Genomic DNA, 16,779 nt, shown 5'->3' with positions numbered 1-16,779 from the left:
TCAGATTGACCAGGAATCGCTGCCATAACTGCCGATGATACCACGTTCGGCAAGATACTTTTCTACTTCTGCGACGAGTTCGTCAACGTCACGACCTGTCGTGCTCAGGCGCAATTCCGGTGAAACTGGCGCCTCATAGGGAGAATCGATCCCGGTGAAAGCCTTGATCTCGCCACGCAAAGCCTGCGCATAGAGCCCCTTCGGGTCACGCGCGATGCATTCCTCAATCGGTGTATCCACGAATATCTCGACAAACTCACCTTCAGGCAGGCGAGCGCGAATACGATCACGCTCAGCTTGAAATGGCGAGATGAAGGAGACCAGTACCACCAGTCCCGCATCGGTCATCAATCGGGCGACTTCGCCGACACGGCGGATATTCTCCGCCCTATCCTCATCGGAGAAGCCCAGATCGCTGTTGAGGCCATGACGGACATTATCACCGTCCAGCAGGTAGGTGTGCTTGCCAAGCGCGTGGAGCCGCTGTTCGAGCCGGTTTGCGATGGTGGATTTGCCGGAGCCTGACAGCCCCGTAAACCAGAGCACAGCCGGTTTCTGGAATTTCTGCGCTGCGCGTGTCTGCTTGTCGAGGTCGAAGGACTGCAGATGCACATTCGTCGCCTGACGAAGAGCACTATCGATCATCCCAGCGCCCACAGTCGCGTTGGTAAGCCGGTCGATCAAGACGAACGCGCCGGTTACACGATTATCCGCGTAAGGATCGAACGCAATCTGATCCACCGTCTGGAGATGGCAAAGTCCAATTTCGTTGAGGTCGAGGCGGGATGCTTCCTGACGGGTGAAACTGTCAATATCGGTTCTGTATACGATCTCGTTGATCGTTACCGGCGTCTGATCAGTCTCGGTACGCAGGATATAGGAACGGCCGGGATGCAATGCCTCCTCGCCGAACCAGACTATATTGGCTGAAAGCCGATCAGCAACTTCGGGCCGGGCCTCCGTCCCGACCAGCATATTGCCGCGCGAAACCTCGATCTCGTCCTCCAGCACCAGTGTGACAGCCTGTCCTTCGGAAGCACGTGGCAGATCACCGTCATAGGTGGCGATGCGTTTTACGCGGGAGGTTTTGCCTGATTTGGCAACCACCACGGCATCACCAGCGCTGATCGAACCGGATGCCACAGTGCCGGAGAAGCCGCGAAAATCGAGATTGGGCCGGTTCACATATTGCACCGGAAAACGAAACGGCTTGGCCGCTGCCTCCGTGTCGATGCGCACGGTCTCCAGATGTTCGAGCAGATGCGGCCCTTCATACCAGTCCATGCGTGGCGACGGCAGGGTGACATTGTCGCCGAAACGCGCCGAAAGCGGGATCGGCTGGATGCTGACAAAGCCTAATTCATTGGCGAAACTCATATAATCGGCAACGATGCGCTCGAAAGCCTCTTGCGAAAAATCGACCAGATCGATCTTGTTCACGGCCAGAACGATGTGACGAATACCAAGTGCAGCGGCAATAAAGGAATGGCGTCGTGTCTGGGTCAGTACACCCTGACGAGCATCGATGAGCACGATAGCAAGATCGGCTGTCGAGGCACCAGTCGCCATGTTGCGCGTATATTGCGCATGACCGGGTGTATCAGCGACAATGAATTTGCGACGTGGTGTCGAAAAGAAGCGATAGGCGACATCAATGGTGATGCCCTGCTCCCGCTCAGCCTCCAGACCGTCAACCAGCAATGCGAAATCGAAATCGTCATCCGTGGTACCGAACTTGCGGCTGTCGTTCTTCAACGATGCGAGCTGGTCCTCGAAGATCAGTTTCGTGTCATAGAGCAGGCGTCCGATGAGCGTTGACTTGCCGTCATCCACCGATCCGCAAGTAAGGAAGCGCAAGAGTGTCTTGCGCTCCTGATCGGCCAGGAAGTCGCTGACTACAGCATTGGTCGCAACAGGCTTGATTATCGCATTCATCAGAAATAGCCCTCGCGCTTCTTTTTTTCCATCGATCCGGCTTCGTCACGGTCAATGGCGCGGCCCTGCCGCTCGGATGTACGGGCAATCAGCATTTCTTCGACAATATCGGAGAGGTCAGCCGCACTGGATTCAATAGCGCCGGTCAACGGATAGCAGCCAAGCGTGCGGAACCGCACCAGTCGGTTTTCCACCGTTTCGCCCGGACGCAACTTCATGCGGTCGTCGTCGAGCATGATCAGCATGCCGTCACGTTCGACCACCGGACGATGCGCTGCAAAATAAAGCGGGACGATGGGGATATTCTCCTGCAGGATATATTGCCAGATATCGAGCTCAGTCCAGTTCGACAGCGGAAAGACGCGGATCGACTCCCCTGCGGAAACCCGCGTATTGTAGATCTTCCACATTTCCGGACGCTGGTTCTTGGGGTCCCAACCATGCTGCGCGCTACGGAAGGAAAAGATGCGCTCCTTGGCGCGCGATTTCTCCTCGTCGCGACGGGCGCCACCAAAAGCAGCATCGAACTTATACTTGTCGAGCGCTTGCCGCAAGGCGACCGTCTTCATCACATGAGTGTGGACATTCGATCCATGGCTAAAGGGGCCAACCCCCTCGCGCACGCCATCCTCATTGATATGCACGAGCAGCTCAAAACCCTTTTCACGCGCCTGCGCATCGCGAAACTCAATCATCTCCCGAAACTTCCATGTCGTATCAACATGCAGAAAGGGAAAAGGCGGCGGAGCGGGATAGAATGCCTTCATCGCCAGATGCAGCATCACCGACGAATCCTTACCGACCGAATAAAGCATTACCGGGTTGGAAAAACTTGCCGCAACCTCGCGAAAAATATGGATAGCTTCCGCCTCAAGGCGCTGAAGATGCGTCAGGTTCTTGGTCAGGGATGCATGATGCACGACTACTTACTCCCGGCAACCGGATGGGGACTCGATACTGGCGGGAGGGATGGCGAATGCCTTCATCCGGCGCAGGTGTGGCAAAAGCCACGATGCGCGCATTGTCGTGAAATGATGCGGAAAAGTGAAAGAAACCTATCGCGTATTGCAACTCGCTTGCGCGAAAAACTTACCGTATTTGCGCGCGGGGCCGGAACAAACTTGCGCGCGCTGGGAAAAGCCGCTTTTTGGCCAAGTCACGGAAAATCATACAATTTTTGTGATATTTAACGGGGTTATGCTCTGAAGCTGCCCGTTATTCGGACAGCTCCAGAGCAAATTATTACCTGGTGAGGCTTGCCTGAACATCGTTCAGCGTCGCCTCGAGCGCGGACACCATCGTATCAACCTGCTGATCGTTGATGATGAGCGGCGGGCAGAAGGCAAGCGTATCGCCCATTGCGCGGGAAATGACGCCGCGCTCCTGAAGAACGGCGTTTGCCTTTGCGCCCAGAGCGCCGGTTGGTTCAAGGCCCGTCTTGGCCTGCTTGTCGGTGACAAGCTCGACACCGGCTATGAGACCAACGCCACGCACTTCGCCGACCAGAGGATGATCCTGCAACTCACGCAGGCGCTTCTGCATATAGGTGCCGCGGTCGCGCGCATTGGCGACCAGATCACGCTCTTCAATAATGGCGAGGTTTTCCAGCGCTACCGCTGCCGCCACCGGATGGCCAGATGCCGTGAAGCCCGTGCCAAGCGTGCCGATCTTGTGGCTTTCTTCGGCAATTGGCGCGTACACACGCTCGTTGATGAGGAAGGCCGAAATCGGCAGATAGGATGACGAAAGCTGCTTCGACATCACCAGAATGTCCGGTTTCATATCGAAAGTCTGGCTGCCGAACAGATTGCCTGTCCGTCCGAAGCCGCAAATAACCTCGTCGGCGATCAGCAGAATATCGTAGCGCTTGAGAACAGCCTGCACTTTTTCCCAATAGGTTTTGGGCGGCACGACTACGCCGCCAGCCCCCATCACCGGCTCGCCAATGAAAGCAGCGATGGTGTGAGGACCTTCCGCGATGATCAACTGTTCCAGCTCATCCGCCAGCCGCGTTGCGAATTGTTCCTCACTCTCGCCAGCCTGTCCTTCGCGATAAAAATGCGGGCAGCCCGTATGCAGGATACGATCGATCGGCAGATCGAAAGAACGGTGATTGTTGGGCAAGCCGGTCAGGCTGGCAGAGGCAATCGTCACACCGTGATAGCCGCGCTTGCGTGAGATGATTTTCTTGCGCTCCGGTTCACCCAGCGCATTGGAGCGATACCAGATCAACTTGACGACCGTATCGTTGGCTTCGGAACCTGAATTGGTGAAGTAGGCCTTGCTCATCGGAACAGGAGCCATTGAGACAAGCTTTTCTGCCAGATCAATGACAGGACCATGCGAACGGTAGGAGAATGTATGGTAGAAAGGCAGCTTCTTCATCTGTCGTGCAGCTGCTTCGGCCAGACGCGGTTCGGAAAAGCCCACGCCAACACTCCACAGTCCTGACATCGCTTCGATATAGCGCTTGCCCGATACATCTTCGACGTAAATGCCATCGCCACGCTCGATGACGAGCGGACCTTCCGCTTCGAGGCGGACAGCATCGGTATAAGAATGGAGATGATAACGGATATCGCGAGCTTCAAGAGAGTTTGGCTGAGCAGTCATTCATTGATCCTCCGGGAAAGATAATGAATTTGTAGCCCGTTTCAGAAAAAGCGCAAACCGGAAAGCCGCTGAAAAATGCCCTTCGGATCAAACCGCCGAGGGACTTGGAAGATATTTACAGAAGACCGAAAGTGCGGGCCTTGGCGACGGCCTGAACCTTATTCACCGCAACAAGCTTTGTGAGCACGTTGCTGATATGGAAATTCACCGTGCGCGTCGAAATATTGAGGATCGTGCCGATGATCTCGGCAGTCTTTCCCTCACTCGTCCAGCGCAGGATTTCCCGCTCGCGCATTGTCAGGTTCACTTCAGAAACGCAGTTCATCGTCGGAACATCAAGATGTTCATACATGGACAAATGCAGCAGATTGGCTGCGATCTGCATCTGGCGCCGCAACATTGAAATCTCGCCGGAAGATAATGCCGGGCCAGTTCTCAGGAAAGACAGCATTCCGAACACGCCTTGAGCAGCCCAACACGGCTGGGAAATCCCGACCTTGATGCCGAAGCGCTGTGCATCCGCCCATATCTGTGGTGCTTCCGCAAAGAGCTTCGACGACCAGACCAATGGCTCTATGCTGTTCAGTGCCTTGCGAACCAATGGGTCAACATCCGCATATTTTCGGGCTGTATAGTGATCGGTCCATTCCTGCGGCAACGACCCAAAGCTGAGCCATTTGACCACGCCGTTCAACAAGGGAACGCGCATGACATAAGCCGTATGTGCAAATCCGCACTGCCTGGCATAGGTGCCTATATATTCAAGGAGCTGTCCGGCATCGTCAGCAGATTGCATGGATTCATAAATTTGTTCCCATTTCATTGCAGACTTCCCAACGAAAAATATAACTATTGATGATTATTGAAATTCGAAGCATTTAAATAAAACGCCAACAAATCAGTAACACATCTCTGTATTTTTCTCTATATACTAATCAGAAATGCATACATCTCCACCGGTTAAATATTACAGTGATCTAAATTATAAATTACTTTAACAAATACTTAACTATTACATGGAGCAGGCCAGCCCTAAAACGCCAAATAAATCAACGGTTCTGGAACATGGAATGCCGAGCCGACGCAGCTCCGTCTACTGGTTTGTAGTCGACAAGCAACTACAAACCAGTCAAACGCGCCCAATACATCTGTAAGAAATACGAGTATATGAGATTAAGCTAATCGAGTTGCGGCATTTGTCACGCCGCAGCCTCTTCGGGAGCTGCACCTGGGGTATAATTAAGGATCGGTGCGAGCCAGCGCTCGACTTCCTCTATCGTCATTCCCTTGCGGCTCGCGTAATCCTCGACCTGATCCCGTTCGACTTTGGCCACGCCGAAATAATAGCTTTCCGGATGGCCGATATAGAGACCCGATACGGAAGAGCCGGGCCACATCGCATAGCTTTCCGTCAATTCCACGCCCGTATTCGCAGTCGCGTCCAGAAGGCGGAACAGCGTCGTCTTTTCGGTATGGTCGGGCTGGGCCGGATAGCCCGGCGCAGGACGAATACCCTGATAGGGTTCACCGATCAGTTCTTCCGGCGAATAGGTCTCATTCGCCGCATAGGCCCAGAATTCCTTGCGCACGCGCTCATGCATCAGTTCCGCAAAGGCTTCGGCAAAACGGTCGGCCAGCGCCTTCACCAGAATGGCCGAGTAATCGTCATTGGCGCGTTCGAAACGTTCGGCTATGGCCACTTCACCAATACCTGCCGTCACAACGAAGCCACCGACATAATCCTGCTTTCCGCTTTCGGCAGGTGCTACGAAGTCGGACATCGCCACATTCGGACGACCATCGCGCTTGCTCAATTGCTGGCGCAGTGTGAAGAAAGTGGCAAGTTCCTCGTTCCGGCTTTCATCGGTGAAAAGACGAATATCGTCGCCGACCGCATTGGCGGGCCAGAAACCGACGACAGCTTTCGGCGTGAACCACTTTTCGTCGATGATCTTTTTCAACATCGCCTGAGCGTCGTCCCAGAGTTGCCGGGCTGCCTCGCCCTGCTTCTCGTCTTCAAGAATTGCCGGATAGCGGCCTTTCAACTCCCAGGTCTGGAAGAACGGCGTCCAGTCGATATAGCGGGCGATTTCGGCCAGATCGTAATCGTCGAAGGTCTTCGTGCCGGTGAATGTCGGCTTTGCCGGAACAAAATTATCCCAGTCGAGCTTATGCGCATTGGCGCGAGCACGAGCGATCGGCAGGCGCTGCTTTTCCGCTTCATTGCGCGCGTGAGCGGCTGCCACCTTGGCATATTCCCCGCGCAGACCGTCAACATAGGCCTGCTTGCCTTCCGGTGACAGCAGGCTCGAAACCACACCGACGGCACGGCTTGCATCGATGACGTAGACTGCCTGTCCGCGTTCATAGCGCGGATGAATCTTCACTGCCGTATGGACACGGCTCGTGGTCGCGCCGCCGATCAGAAGCGGAATATCGAAACCTTCGCGCTCCATTTCTGCTGCCACATGCGCCATCTCATCCAGCGAAGGCGTGATGAGGCCGGAAAGGCCAATGATATCCACCTTTTCGTCGCGCGCCACCTGCAAAATCTTCTGCGATGGCACCATGACGCCGAGATCGATGATCTCGTAATTGTTGCAGGCCAGCACAACGCCAACGATATTCTTGCCAATATCATGCACGTCGCCCTTCACGGTCGCCATCAGCACCTTGCCGGCGCTCTGACGTTCACCACCGCCAATGCCTTTTTCAGCATTGAGGCGCTTTTCTTCTTCCATATATGGCAGGAGAACGGCCACGGCCTGCTTCATCACACGGGCCGACTTGACGACCTGTGGCAGGAACATCTTGCCGGCACCGAACAGATCGCCGACCACATTCATGCCAGCCATCAGCGGGCCTTCGATGACGTGCAACGGACGTTCGGCAGACTGGCGCGCCTCTTCCGTATCGGCTTCGATATATTCGGTAATGCCGTTGACCAGCGCATGTTCGAGGCGCTTTGCCACCGGCCATTCGCGCCAGGTCAGATCCTGCACCTTGGCTTCTTTCGAGCCGGAGTCGCGGAAACGTTCGGCGATTTCCAGCAAACGTTCGGTCGCATCGGAGCGGCGGTTCAACACCACATCCTCGCAGGCCTCGCGCAGTTCCGGATCGATGGCATCGTAAACCGCCAGCTGACCGGCATTGACGATGCCCATATCCATACCCGCCTGAATGGCGTGGTAGAGGAACACAGCATGCATCGCCTCGCGCACCGGTTCATTGCCGCGGAACGAGAAGGACAGGTTCGACACGCCACCCGAGACATGGACATGCGGCAGGGTCGCCATGATCTTGCGTGTCGCCTCAATGAAGTCGACACCGTAATTATTGTGTTCTTCGATACCGGTCGCCACTGCAAAGATGTTCGGGTCGAAGATGATGTCTTCCGGTGCGAAACCGACCTGTTCGGTCAGGATCTTGTAGGCCCGGGTACAGATTTCGATCTTGCGCGCCTCGGTATCGGCCTGCCCGGTTTCGTCGAAAGCCATAACGACAACCGCCGCGCCATAAGCACGGACGAGCTTCGCATGATGAATAAAGGCCTCCTCGCCTTCCTTCATCGAGATGGAGTTGACCACCGCCTTGCCCTGAACGCATTTCAGGCCAGCCTCGATGACTTCCCATTTGGAGCTGTCAATCATGATCGGCACGCGAGCAATATCCGGCTCGGCAGCAATCAGATTGAGGAATTCGACCATGGCCTTTTCGGAATCGATCAGGCCTTCATCCATGTTGATGTCGATGATCTGGGCGCCATTGACCACCTGATCGCGCGCGACGTCGAGCGCAGCAGCAAAATCGCCAGCCTTGATCAGCTTGCGGAAGCGTGCCGAGCCGGTCACGTTGGTGCGTTCGCCGACATTGACGAAAGGAATATCCTCGGTCAGCGTGAAGGGCTCAAGGCCCGAAAGGCGCATCAGCGGCGCGACCTTGGCAGGCTTGCGCGGCGGGTGTTTCGCAACAGCCTCGGCAATGGCGCGGATGTGTTCGGGCGTCGATCCGCAGCAGCCGCCGACCACATTGACCATGCCGTCACGGGCAAAGCCTTCGATCTGGGCGGCCATCGCTTCCGGCGTTTCGTCATACTGGCCAAACTCGTTCGGCAGACCGGCATTCGGATAGGCGCAGATGAAGGTGTCGGCAATGGTCGACAATTCGTCGAGATGCGCACGCATAGCGTTGGCGCCGAGCGCGCAATTGAGGCCGATGGTAAATGGTTTGGCGTGACGCAACGAATGCCAGAATGCCGTTGGCGTCTGGCCGGACAGGGTGCGGCCGGAAAGATCGGTGATCGTGCCGGAAATCATCACCGGCAGGAAGATGCCCTTTTCCTCGAACACTTGTTCCGAGGCGAAGACGGCAGCCTTGGCGTTGAGCGTATCGAAGATGGTTTCAATCAGGATGATGTCGGAACCGCCGTCGATCAGCCCCCGGATCTGCTCGGCATAGGCGATGCGCAGATCGTCGAAGGTAACAGCGCGGTAGCCAGGATTATTCACATCCGGCGACAGGGAAGCGGTGCGGTTTGTCGGTCCAAGAGCGCCCGCAACGAAACGGCGGCGACCGTCCTTCTGCTCGGCGCGCAAGGCGGCGCGACGGGCCAGACGCGCACCGTCGCGGTTCAATTCATAGACCTGCTCTTCCATGCCATAATCGGCCTGGGCAATTGTCGTGGACGAAAACGTATTGGTTTCGAGAATATCCGCGCCCGCAATGGCGTAGGCATAATGGATTTCCTCGATAGCCTTGGGCTGCGTCAGGGTCAGAAGGTCGTTATTGCCCTGAAGCTGGCAGTCGCAGGCGCCGAAGCGCTCGCCGCGGAAATGCTCTTCATGAAAACCAAGTCCCTGAATCTGGGTTCCCATCGCGCCGTCGAGGATCAGGATGCGCTCACGCGCTGCCTTGGTGAGAGCTGCGAGCACTTCTGAGCCATCCGGCTGCGCAGCCGTTGCACCAAAAAGACCATCGAGGGAAGAGGCCATAAAACACCGCCTATATTCAATCTGTTACCAGGCAGCAGGTCTGTTCGGACACATAAACCTGAATCGCCCTTTATACGCACATCACGGAAGTCGCTTAATGACATAAACATATCTTTATGTCAATTCAGGCCGAGTGTTTCCTATCCTGTTATCCGCACATCACCGATCTGTTGCCGGACCCAAGAAATTGTGACTGCGCAGGGCCACCGCTCTGCCACAATGTTCGACGTAAAATGACCTCAGGGACGATTTGTGTTGTTCATTTTACGCGCATCTTATCCGAAAGCCGTTTCACATTTTTCGGTATGCGCTGTGAGGAGAGACCGATGAAAAGGTTTGCTTATTCCCTGTTTGCCGCATGTTTGTCACTCGGCATGGGACTGTCCGCTGCTGCCGGAACTGCGAATGCGGCACAGCCGTCTTTGATGGCGACACCGTCCGCCCAGGCTCCAGCACCGAATGTTCAGAACGTTCAGTATTACGACTATCGTGGTGACCGCCGCTATTGGCGGGACCATCGTCGACACTGGCGGCATGATCGTCCGCGTTACCGCCCATACTATCGCTATGATCGCCGTTACTGGGGGCCTCCGCCTGCTTATCGCTACCGTCCGGCACCGGTCTATCGCGGCGGTAACCCGCATGTGCGGTGGTGCTACAACCGTTATCGTTCCTACCGAGCCTACGATAATACGTTCCAGCCCAATTATGGGCCACGGCGCCAGTGCTACTCGCCATATCTCTAAAACGAAAAAGCCCCGGAAAACCGGGGCTTTTTCTAAATAAATTGGCTCATAAATCAGGTTACATAAGCACCAATGGAAGCCGCGACCAGACCGATCGCAACCGCAATCATCACGCCATAAACGCGTGGTTTGTCAAACAGGACGGCAAAAGCCGCGAACCAGCTGACAACCGCGGCGCCCAGCGCGAATAAAAAGCCCGGCTTGTCGCCGTGGTACAGGTTAGCCGCCATGAGGCCGCCGATAATCAGCGCACCAAAAACGATCATCAACCCTGTGGCATATCGCTCGTAATCGTCCATTTAAATTCCTTGGTTCCGCTCCCGCCGTGACAGGTGCCGGAAACTCTCGTCAATCCGTTTGGCCATTTAAGGGCATTGGCCGGTCGCCATCACACAATCATTATTCGTGTCGTTCTTCAACCATTTCGCTGCGCCATTTTTCGCAATTGTTGCGACTTTTCACGTGAACGTTCCTATCGTTGCCCGATAACCGGCATTTGTCCCGTTCAAAACCATGTTAATATGACTTCCATGGAATCGTCAGGCGTCACCATTTTCGAAACAGAGATCGGACCGTGCGGCATTGCCTGGCGCGGCCAGAAGATTGTGGGCGTTGAGATCGGAGATGCTGACGAGAAGGAAACCCGCTATCGGCTCAGTGAGCGGTTCCCCGGTGCCGAAGATATCGATATGCCCTCCTTCGTCAGCGATGCGATCCAGGGTGTGCGCGCGCTTCTGGCAGGTGCCGATGTGGATTTTTCAACTACACCGCTGGCGCTGGATGCCCAACCCGATCTCAACCGGCAGGTCTATGAAATCATTCTTGAGCTGAAACCGGGCGAGACAACGACCTATGGTGCGATTGCCCGAAGAATCGGCGATGTGAGTCTGTCGCAGGCCGTCGGTTATGCACTGGGCAAAAACCCGTTTCCAATCATTGTGCCCTGTCACCGGGTGCTCGGTGCCAATGGCAAGGTCGGCGGCTTTTCGGCGGCAGGTGGCACGGCGACCAAACTGAAGCTTCTCAATATCGAGCGAGCAAAAACGTCCAGCGAGCCTGATCTTTTCGGCGGCCTGCCGCTACAGGAAAGACCACAGGCCGACTGGTAGTTATTTTACGCATTTCCGCACGCAAGACCGCTTCGCGCTTTTGCTGGAAATGCTTTAGCGCTTGTCTGTCATAACATCAGCTGAAAAGCGCAATTCGCGCATCGGACGCACCAGTTGCGTCGTCGCGTCATAGGTCGGATGCTTCTTGAAAGCGAAAAGCGCTTCCTCATCTTTGAACTCGGCATAGACCACGAGATCAATGCGGTCGCACATCGGATCGACCCTGGAATTTGGCAGAACTTCAAAAAGGTCAGCATGGGGAATGGTGCCAAGTTGCTCCAATCCCTTTTTGACAGTCTCTATATCCTGACCTTCTTTGACGCTGAAGAAAACAATATGCCGGATCACGCCGCGACTCCCTGAATTTGGTGAGGCGTGTCTAGCGCATCAAGGCGTGCAGAAAAATGGCAAATTTGAGCGATGTGCCTAACTTGCCTTGACACGCCGCCAGGCAAACCCGGCTTCCTCCGGTACTGATCCACGTCCCGGCTGATAATAGCCGGGCGTATCGACCAGACGATTTTCGCCAAGACGGCCCTGCGCCACCTTGTTGCTCACCTGAAGGCTGTCGAAACCGGTGCGCAGCATCAGGGCGGCCTGATCGATCAGCACGTCGCCAACGGCGCGCAACTCGCCCGCAAAGCCTTCGCGGCGCAAAATCTCCGCCTTGGAATAGGAACGCCCGTCATTAAAGGCCGGAAACTGCAAGGCGATCAGCGGCACGCTGCCCAGATCATCCCGAAGCGGATCAATGGCTTCGCCCGGCGCCACCGAAACGCCGATCCGGCGATTGGAGGCGCGGCGGCGCTCCTCATCCAGTCCGAGCCAGACGGCCAGCGGAATGATGATTGCCGGGGCATCGCCCGCCGTTTCAAGATCGTCGGCAAAGACATAGTCGTCTTCGCGAAAGCCCTCGGCAGACCAGAGTTTGGTTTCGTTGATATCGCTCATTTCCGGTCACCTGCTCCCAAATTCTTCAAACTATCGGACAGACCCGACAGATGGATGCCGCATTCTGTCTTTTCCGATCCGGCCCAGCGTCCGGCTCGCTGATCCTCGCCCTCGCTCACGGGCCGTGTGCAGGGCATGCAGCCAATGGAACGATAGCCCTGCGCGATCAGCGGATGCGGCGGCAGGTCGTGTTTTTCGGCATAGGCCTTGAGATCGGCTGCCTGCAAACGCGCCAGCGGATTGATACGAATGCGCGAACCGACCGATTCGAATACCGGCAGGCTTTCGCGGGTCGATGCCTGAAACTGCTTGCGGCCCGTCATCCAGGCCCGATAAGGGGCCACGGCGCGCGCCATCGGCTCGACCTTGCGGATGAAGCAGCAGCGATCCTTGTCGGTCATCGACAGCGCGCCGAACGGATCGTCCGCCTTGAGGCTATCCTCAAGCGGCAGGATATCCTGCACATCAGTCAAACCCAGCCGGTCCACCAGATCATGACGATAATCAAGTGTCGCACGAAAATGCTTTCCCGTATCGAGAAACAGAACCGGCGTCGCCGGGTCGATTTCCGAGATCATATGCAAAAGCACAGCCGATTCCGCGCCGAAGGAAGACACGACCGCGATCTGCCCCTCATAGAGTTCACGCGTGACGAGCGCGATCACATCCTGCGGGGAAGACGCACCGTGGCTTGCCTCCAAAAGGCGGGCTTCGGCGGCAGCACTTTCTTCCGCATCAAGCTGCACGGCTTATTTCTCCATAAAGCGCTTGTTTGAACGGCTCCATGCCGACGCGGCGATAGGCGGCAAGGAAGGTTTCTTCCGGGCTTTCCCGCAAGGACAGATAGGTGTCCACAACTGTTTCGATGGCATCAACCACCTCTTCCGACGAGAAGCCGCGACCGGTGATGTCACCGATAGTCGAATACTCGTCCGCCGAACCGCCAAGCGTGATCTGATAAAGCTCTTCGCCCTTCTTCTCGACGCCCAGAATGCCGATATGGCCGACATGGTGATGACCGCAGGCATTGATGCAGCCGGAAATCTTGATCTTGAGATCGCCGATCTCAAGCTGGCGCTGCTGGTCGCCGAAGCGCTCCGAAATGCGCTGCGCCACCGGAATGGAGCGTGCATTGGCAAGGGCGCAATAATCGAGACCGGGGCAGGCGATGATGTCGGTGATGAGACCGGCATTGGGCGTCACCAGACCATCCGACTGCAACAGATCATAGACCGCTGCGAGATCGGCCTTGGCCACATGCGGCAAAACCAGATTCTGCTCGTGGCTGACGCGGATTTCATCAAAGGAATAGGTCTCGGCAATATCCGCCACCAGTTCCATCTGCTCGGCGCTCGCATCGCCCGGAATGCCACCAATGGGCTTGAGCGAAATGGTGACGACCGCATAATCCGGGTTCTTGTGCGGCGTGACATTGCGCGCCACCCAGCTTGCAAATTCCGCATCGGCCTTCTGCGTGACGGCCAGCACTTCCCAGCCTTCCGGCCGTTGCGGCAGGTTCGGCATGCGGAAATAGCTTTCGATGGCGTCGATATCGCGCTGCGGCAGCTTCAATTCGCCATTGCGGATTTCGTCCCACTCGGCATCGATCTCGCGGGTAAGCTCTTCAACGCCCGTTTCATGGACGAGAATCTTGATGCGCGCCTTGTATTTGTTGTCGCGACGGCCATGCAGATTATAAACGCGCACGATGGCCGTCACATAGGTCAGCATGTCCTCGATGGGCAGGAAGTCGCGGATTTTCTTGGCCACCATCGGCGTGCGGCCCTGACCGCCACCAATATAGACAGCCAGCCCCAGATCGCCCGCCTCGTTCTTCTTCAGCTGCAAGCCGATGTCATGCACCTGAATGGCGGCGCGGTCATGGTCCGAGCCGACGATGGCAATCTTGAACTTGCGCGGCAGATAGGAAAACTCCGGATGCAGCGACGACCACTGGCGCAAAATTTCGGCGAATGGGCGCGGATCGGCCACTTCGTCGGCGGCAGCGCCCGCGAAATGATCGGCCGTCACATTGCGAATGCAATTGCCGGAGGTCTGGATGGCGTGCATCTCGACTTCTGCCAGCTCTTCCAGAATACGCGGAACGTCCTTCAATGCTGGCCAGTTATACTGGATATTCTGGCGTGTTGTGAAATGGCCGAAGCCGCGGTCATAGACGCGGGCAATGTGGCCGAGCTTCCGAAGCTGGCGGCTCGAAAGCGTGCCATAGGGAATTGCCACGCGCAGCATATAGGCGTGCAGTTGCAGATAGAGGCCATTCATCAGACGCAGCGGCTTGAACTGGTCTTCGGTCAGCTCCCCGGTCAAACGGCGCTCGACCTGATCCTTGAACTGGGCAACGCGGGCCGCAACAAAATCGCGGTCGAATTCATCGTAACGATACATAGGCTAGGTCCAAATCCACAATCAGGAGGCGCGCTTCAATTCAGGCTTTTCGAGGGGCAAATCGCCAAAGGTCACGATGGTCGGGCCGGAAAGACGGATGCGCTCGCGCAGACGGATGGGGTAAAGTCCCTCCTCGCGCTCCTCGACATCGATCACGTTCACATCGACAACCAGATTGGCTTTTGCTGCAACCTTGCCCGCGTCTTCAAGCGCTTCAACGGCCTCTACGTGACGAGCGACCAGCGCGCCGTCGATGGTTTCCTGCCAGGAGCCGTCGGCACCGAGCCACACAGCCTGCCCGTCGATCAGCCGGTTTGCAGTGAGAACTTTTACAACCATTTCCAAACTCCAAACTTTTGTTAACCGCGCATCCTGCGGGTTTAGGCTGCGACGGAAACCGGCCTGAGGGCCAGCGCTTCGGCTTTGTCGATGGCGGCACCGGCGACCGCATCGCCAATGATCACCATGACCGGACCGGAAAGTTCCTTGCGGCTTTCCAGATCCGGCAAATCTTTCAGCGTGCCGTGGAACAGGCGCTTGTCCTGCCGGCTCGCATTTTCCACCACCGCCACGGCGGTATCTTCGTGCAGGCCCGCACCAATCAGCCGCGCGGCAACCGATGCCGCGACGGTCGAGCCCATATAGACGGCAATGGTTGCGCCGGAGACGGCGAGCTTCGTCCAGCCCGGTAGCACGTCGCCGGTCATGTCATGGCCGGTGGTGAACACCAGCGACGAGGCGACACCGCGCAGCGTCAGCGGCAGTTCCATGTCGGCTGCGGCGGCAAAGGCAGAAGTGATGCCGGGCACGATTTCGAACCCGATACCGGCGGCACGCAGTGCGGCCATTTCTTCACCTGCGCGTCCGAACACCAGCGGATCGCCGGATTTCAGCCGCACAACGCGCTTGCCTTCCCGCCCGAGCGTTACCAGCAGGCGGTTGATCTCTTCCTGGCTCTTGGAATGGCAGCCTTTGCGCTTGCCGACGGCAAGACGCTCGGCATCGCGGCGACCCATGGCGATGACACCTTCCGGCACCAGCGCATCATGCACAATCACATCGGCTTCCATCAAGGCGCGATGGGCGCGCAGGGTCAGCAGGTCTTCGGCACCCGGACCGGCACCGACCAGCCAGACATAACCGGCGGCATTGTCGCGCTGCTTGATCAGGTCGCTCGCGGCTTTCTGTGCTTCCTCCCGGTCGCCATTCTCGATGGCATGGGCGACGCGGCCCGAAAAGAACCCGCGCCAGAAGCTGCGGCGCGCCAGCCCCTTCGGCAAGGCGCGCTCGACCAGCGGACGCCAGCTTTCGGCAAAATGCGCAAGCTCACCCAGACGCGGCGAGAACGCGGCATCGATACGCGCGCGCACCATCTGCGCCAGAACCGGGGCCGTCCCTTCCGAACCAATCGCAATCGTCAGCGGCGCACGATTGACAATGGCGGGTGTCAGGAAATCGCAAAGTGCGGGACGGTCAACCACATTGACCGGAATTTTTTGCGCCTTGACCACAGCGGCAATGGCGCGATCCTGCGCCTCATCGCCAGTCGCCACGAAAACAAGCTTTGCGCCTTCAACGTGTTCGGGCGCAAAAGGTACAGCCACATGCTCCGCGCCATGGTTTGCAATGAAATCGGCCAGATGATGTTCTGTTTCTTCAGCAACGATGCGAAGTCGCGCCGAAGTCTGCGCCACGAGGCGCGCCTTGTTCAAAGCTTCCTCGCCGCCGCCAACGACGACAACCACCTCTTCCGAGACCCGGAAGAAGGCAGGAAAATCAGCCAGTAAACGCTTTTGCGATAGAGACACGGCACCATCCTTGGGAGCATTTCCAGCGAAAGTGGATACTGGTTTCGCGTGCGGAAATGCGTCTTGTAAAAGTTGGTGCCATTATCCGTTGAGCGACGTGATTTTATAAGAAATGGGCTTGCGCGTGAAAATGACGGCGAGCATCACTTTTCCTCAAAACGGAGGAATACGGGATTTTAATTTCCCGTAATGCCGGAAATATACCCCACAATTTTTATAG

The 16,779-nt window shown here is 56.6% G+C and carries 14 protein-coding genes; 2 read left to right on the top strand and 12 right to left on the bottom strand.

Going from position 1 to position 16,779, the window contains the following annotated elements; translation table 11 throughout:
- The 5 genes from cysN to metH all read right to left on the bottom strand — a co-directional run bounded on the left by cysN (nt 1) and on the right by metH (nt 9,539).
- Nucleotides 1-1,935, bottom strand: coding sequence for a sulfate adenylyltransferase subunit CysN (gene cysN / locus OANT_RS01020; protein ID WP_011982392.1), 1,935 nt, complete (start codon nt 1,933-1,935; stop codon nt 1-3).
- Nucleotides 1,935-2,855, bottom strand: a complete 921-nt coding sequence (gene cysD / locus OANT_RS01015) for a sulfate adenylyltransferase subunit CysD (RefSeq protein ID WP_011982391.1) — start codon at nt 2,853-2,855, stop codon at nt 1,935-1,937. The genes cysN and cysD overlap by 1 nt, the downstream gene beginning before the upstream one ends.
- A gap of 322 nt (nt 2,856-3,177) precedes the next feature.
- Nucleotides 3,178-4,548, bottom strand: a complete 1,371-nt coding sequence (locus tag OANT_RS01010; protein ID WP_011982390.1) for an aspartate aminotransferase family protein — start codon at nt 4,546-4,548, stop codon at nt 3,178-3,180.
- Nucleotides 4,549-4,663: 115 nt separating this feature from the next.
- Nucleotides 4,664-5,371 (bottom strand): LuxR family transcriptional regulator, encoded by a 708-nt coding sequence (locus OANT_RS01005; RefSeq protein WP_011982389.1) that lies wholly within the window; start codon nt 5,369-5,371, stop codon nt 4,664-4,666.
- Nucleotides 5,372-5,747: 376 nt separating this feature from the next.
- Nucleotides 5,748-9,539: a methionine synthase gene (metH, locus tag OANT_RS01000; protein WP_011982388.1), complete on the bottom strand. Its 3,792-nt coding sequence runs from the start codon at nt 9,537-9,539 to the stop codon at nt 5,748-5,750.
- A 326-nt stretch (nt 9,540-9,865) separates the two neighbouring features.
- Here metH and OANT_RS00995 point away from each other — a divergent pair, with 326 nt between their 5' ends.
- On the top strand, nt 9,866-10,285 hold the full coding sequence (locus OANT_RS00995) for a BA14K family protein (protein ID WP_011982387.1): 420 nt from the start codon (nt 9,866-9,868) through the stop codon (nt 10,283-10,285).
- 53 nt (nt 10,286-10,338) lie between these two features.
- Here OANT_RS00995 and OANT_RS00990 read toward each other — a convergent pair whose 3' ends face one another.
- Complete coding sequence (locus tag OANT_RS00990) at nt 10,339-10,584, bottom strand: hypothetical protein (protein ID WP_010658028.1); 246 nt, start codon at nt 10,582-10,584, stop codon at nt 10,339-10,341.
- A 231-nt stretch (nt 10,585-10,815) separates the two neighbouring features.
- Here OANT_RS00990 and OANT_RS00985 point away from each other — a divergent pair, with 231 nt between their 5' ends.
- Complete coding sequence (locus tag OANT_RS00985) at nt 10,816-11,394, top strand: methylated-DNA--[protein]-cysteine S-methyltransferase (RefSeq protein ID WP_041545243.1); 579 nt, start codon at nt 10,816-10,818, stop codon at nt 11,392-11,394.
- A 54-nt stretch (nt 11,395-11,448) separates the two neighbouring features.
- Here OANT_RS00985 and OANT_RS00980 read toward each other — a convergent pair whose 3' ends face one another.
- From OANT_RS00980 to cysG, 6 genes are all read right to left on the bottom strand, one after another.
- A complete protein-coding gene (locus OANT_RS00980; protein WP_011982385.1) occupies nt 11,449-11,742 on the bottom strand; it encodes a Dabb family protein in 294 nt (97 codons plus the stop codon).
- A 78-nt stretch (nt 11,743-11,820) separates the two neighbouring features.
- Complete coding sequence (locus tag OANT_RS00975) at nt 11,821-12,345, bottom strand: DUF934 domain-containing protein (RefSeq protein ID WP_011982384.1); 525 nt, start codon at nt 12,343-12,345, stop codon at nt 11,821-11,823.
- On the bottom strand, nt 12,342-13,091 hold the full coding sequence (locus tag OANT_RS00970) for a phosphoadenylyl-sulfate reductase (protein ID WP_011982383.1): 750 nt from the start codon (nt 13,089-13,091) through the stop codon (nt 12,342-12,344). Before OANT_RS00970 ends, OANT_RS00975 begins: the two co-directional genes overlap by 4 nt.
- Entirely contained in the window at nt 13,081-14,751 is a 1,671-nt protein-coding gene (locus tag OANT_RS00965) for a nitrite/sulfite reductase (RefSeq protein WP_011982382.1), read from the bottom strand. Before OANT_RS00965 ends, OANT_RS00970 begins: the two co-directional genes overlap by 11 nt.
- Before the next feature lie 21 nt (nt 14,752-14,772).
- The gene (locus tag OANT_RS00960; RefSeq protein WP_011982381.1) at nt 14,773-15,090 is read right to left on the bottom strand and encodes a DUF2849 domain-containing protein; all 318 of its coding nucleotides are present in this window, start codon (nt 15,088-15,090) and stop codon (nt 14,773-14,775) included.
- A 41-nt stretch (nt 15,091-15,131) separates the two neighbouring features.
- Complete coding sequence (gene cysG, locus OANT_RS00955; RefSeq protein ID WP_011982380.1) at nt 15,132-16,559, bottom strand: siroheme synthase CysG; 1,428 nt, start codon at nt 16,557-16,559, stop codon at nt 15,132-15,134.
- Between the last annotated feature and the right edge of the window lie 220 nt (nt 16,560-16,779).

The organism is Brucella anthropi ATCC 49188 (assembly GCF_000017405.1).
Taxonomy (GTDB): Bacteria; Pseudomonadota; Alphaproteobacteria; order Rhizobiales; family Rhizobiaceae; genus Brucella; species Brucella anthropi.
Note: the sequence above shows the minus strand (reverse complement) of the source record. Positions and strands in the feature narration are given on the sequence as shown.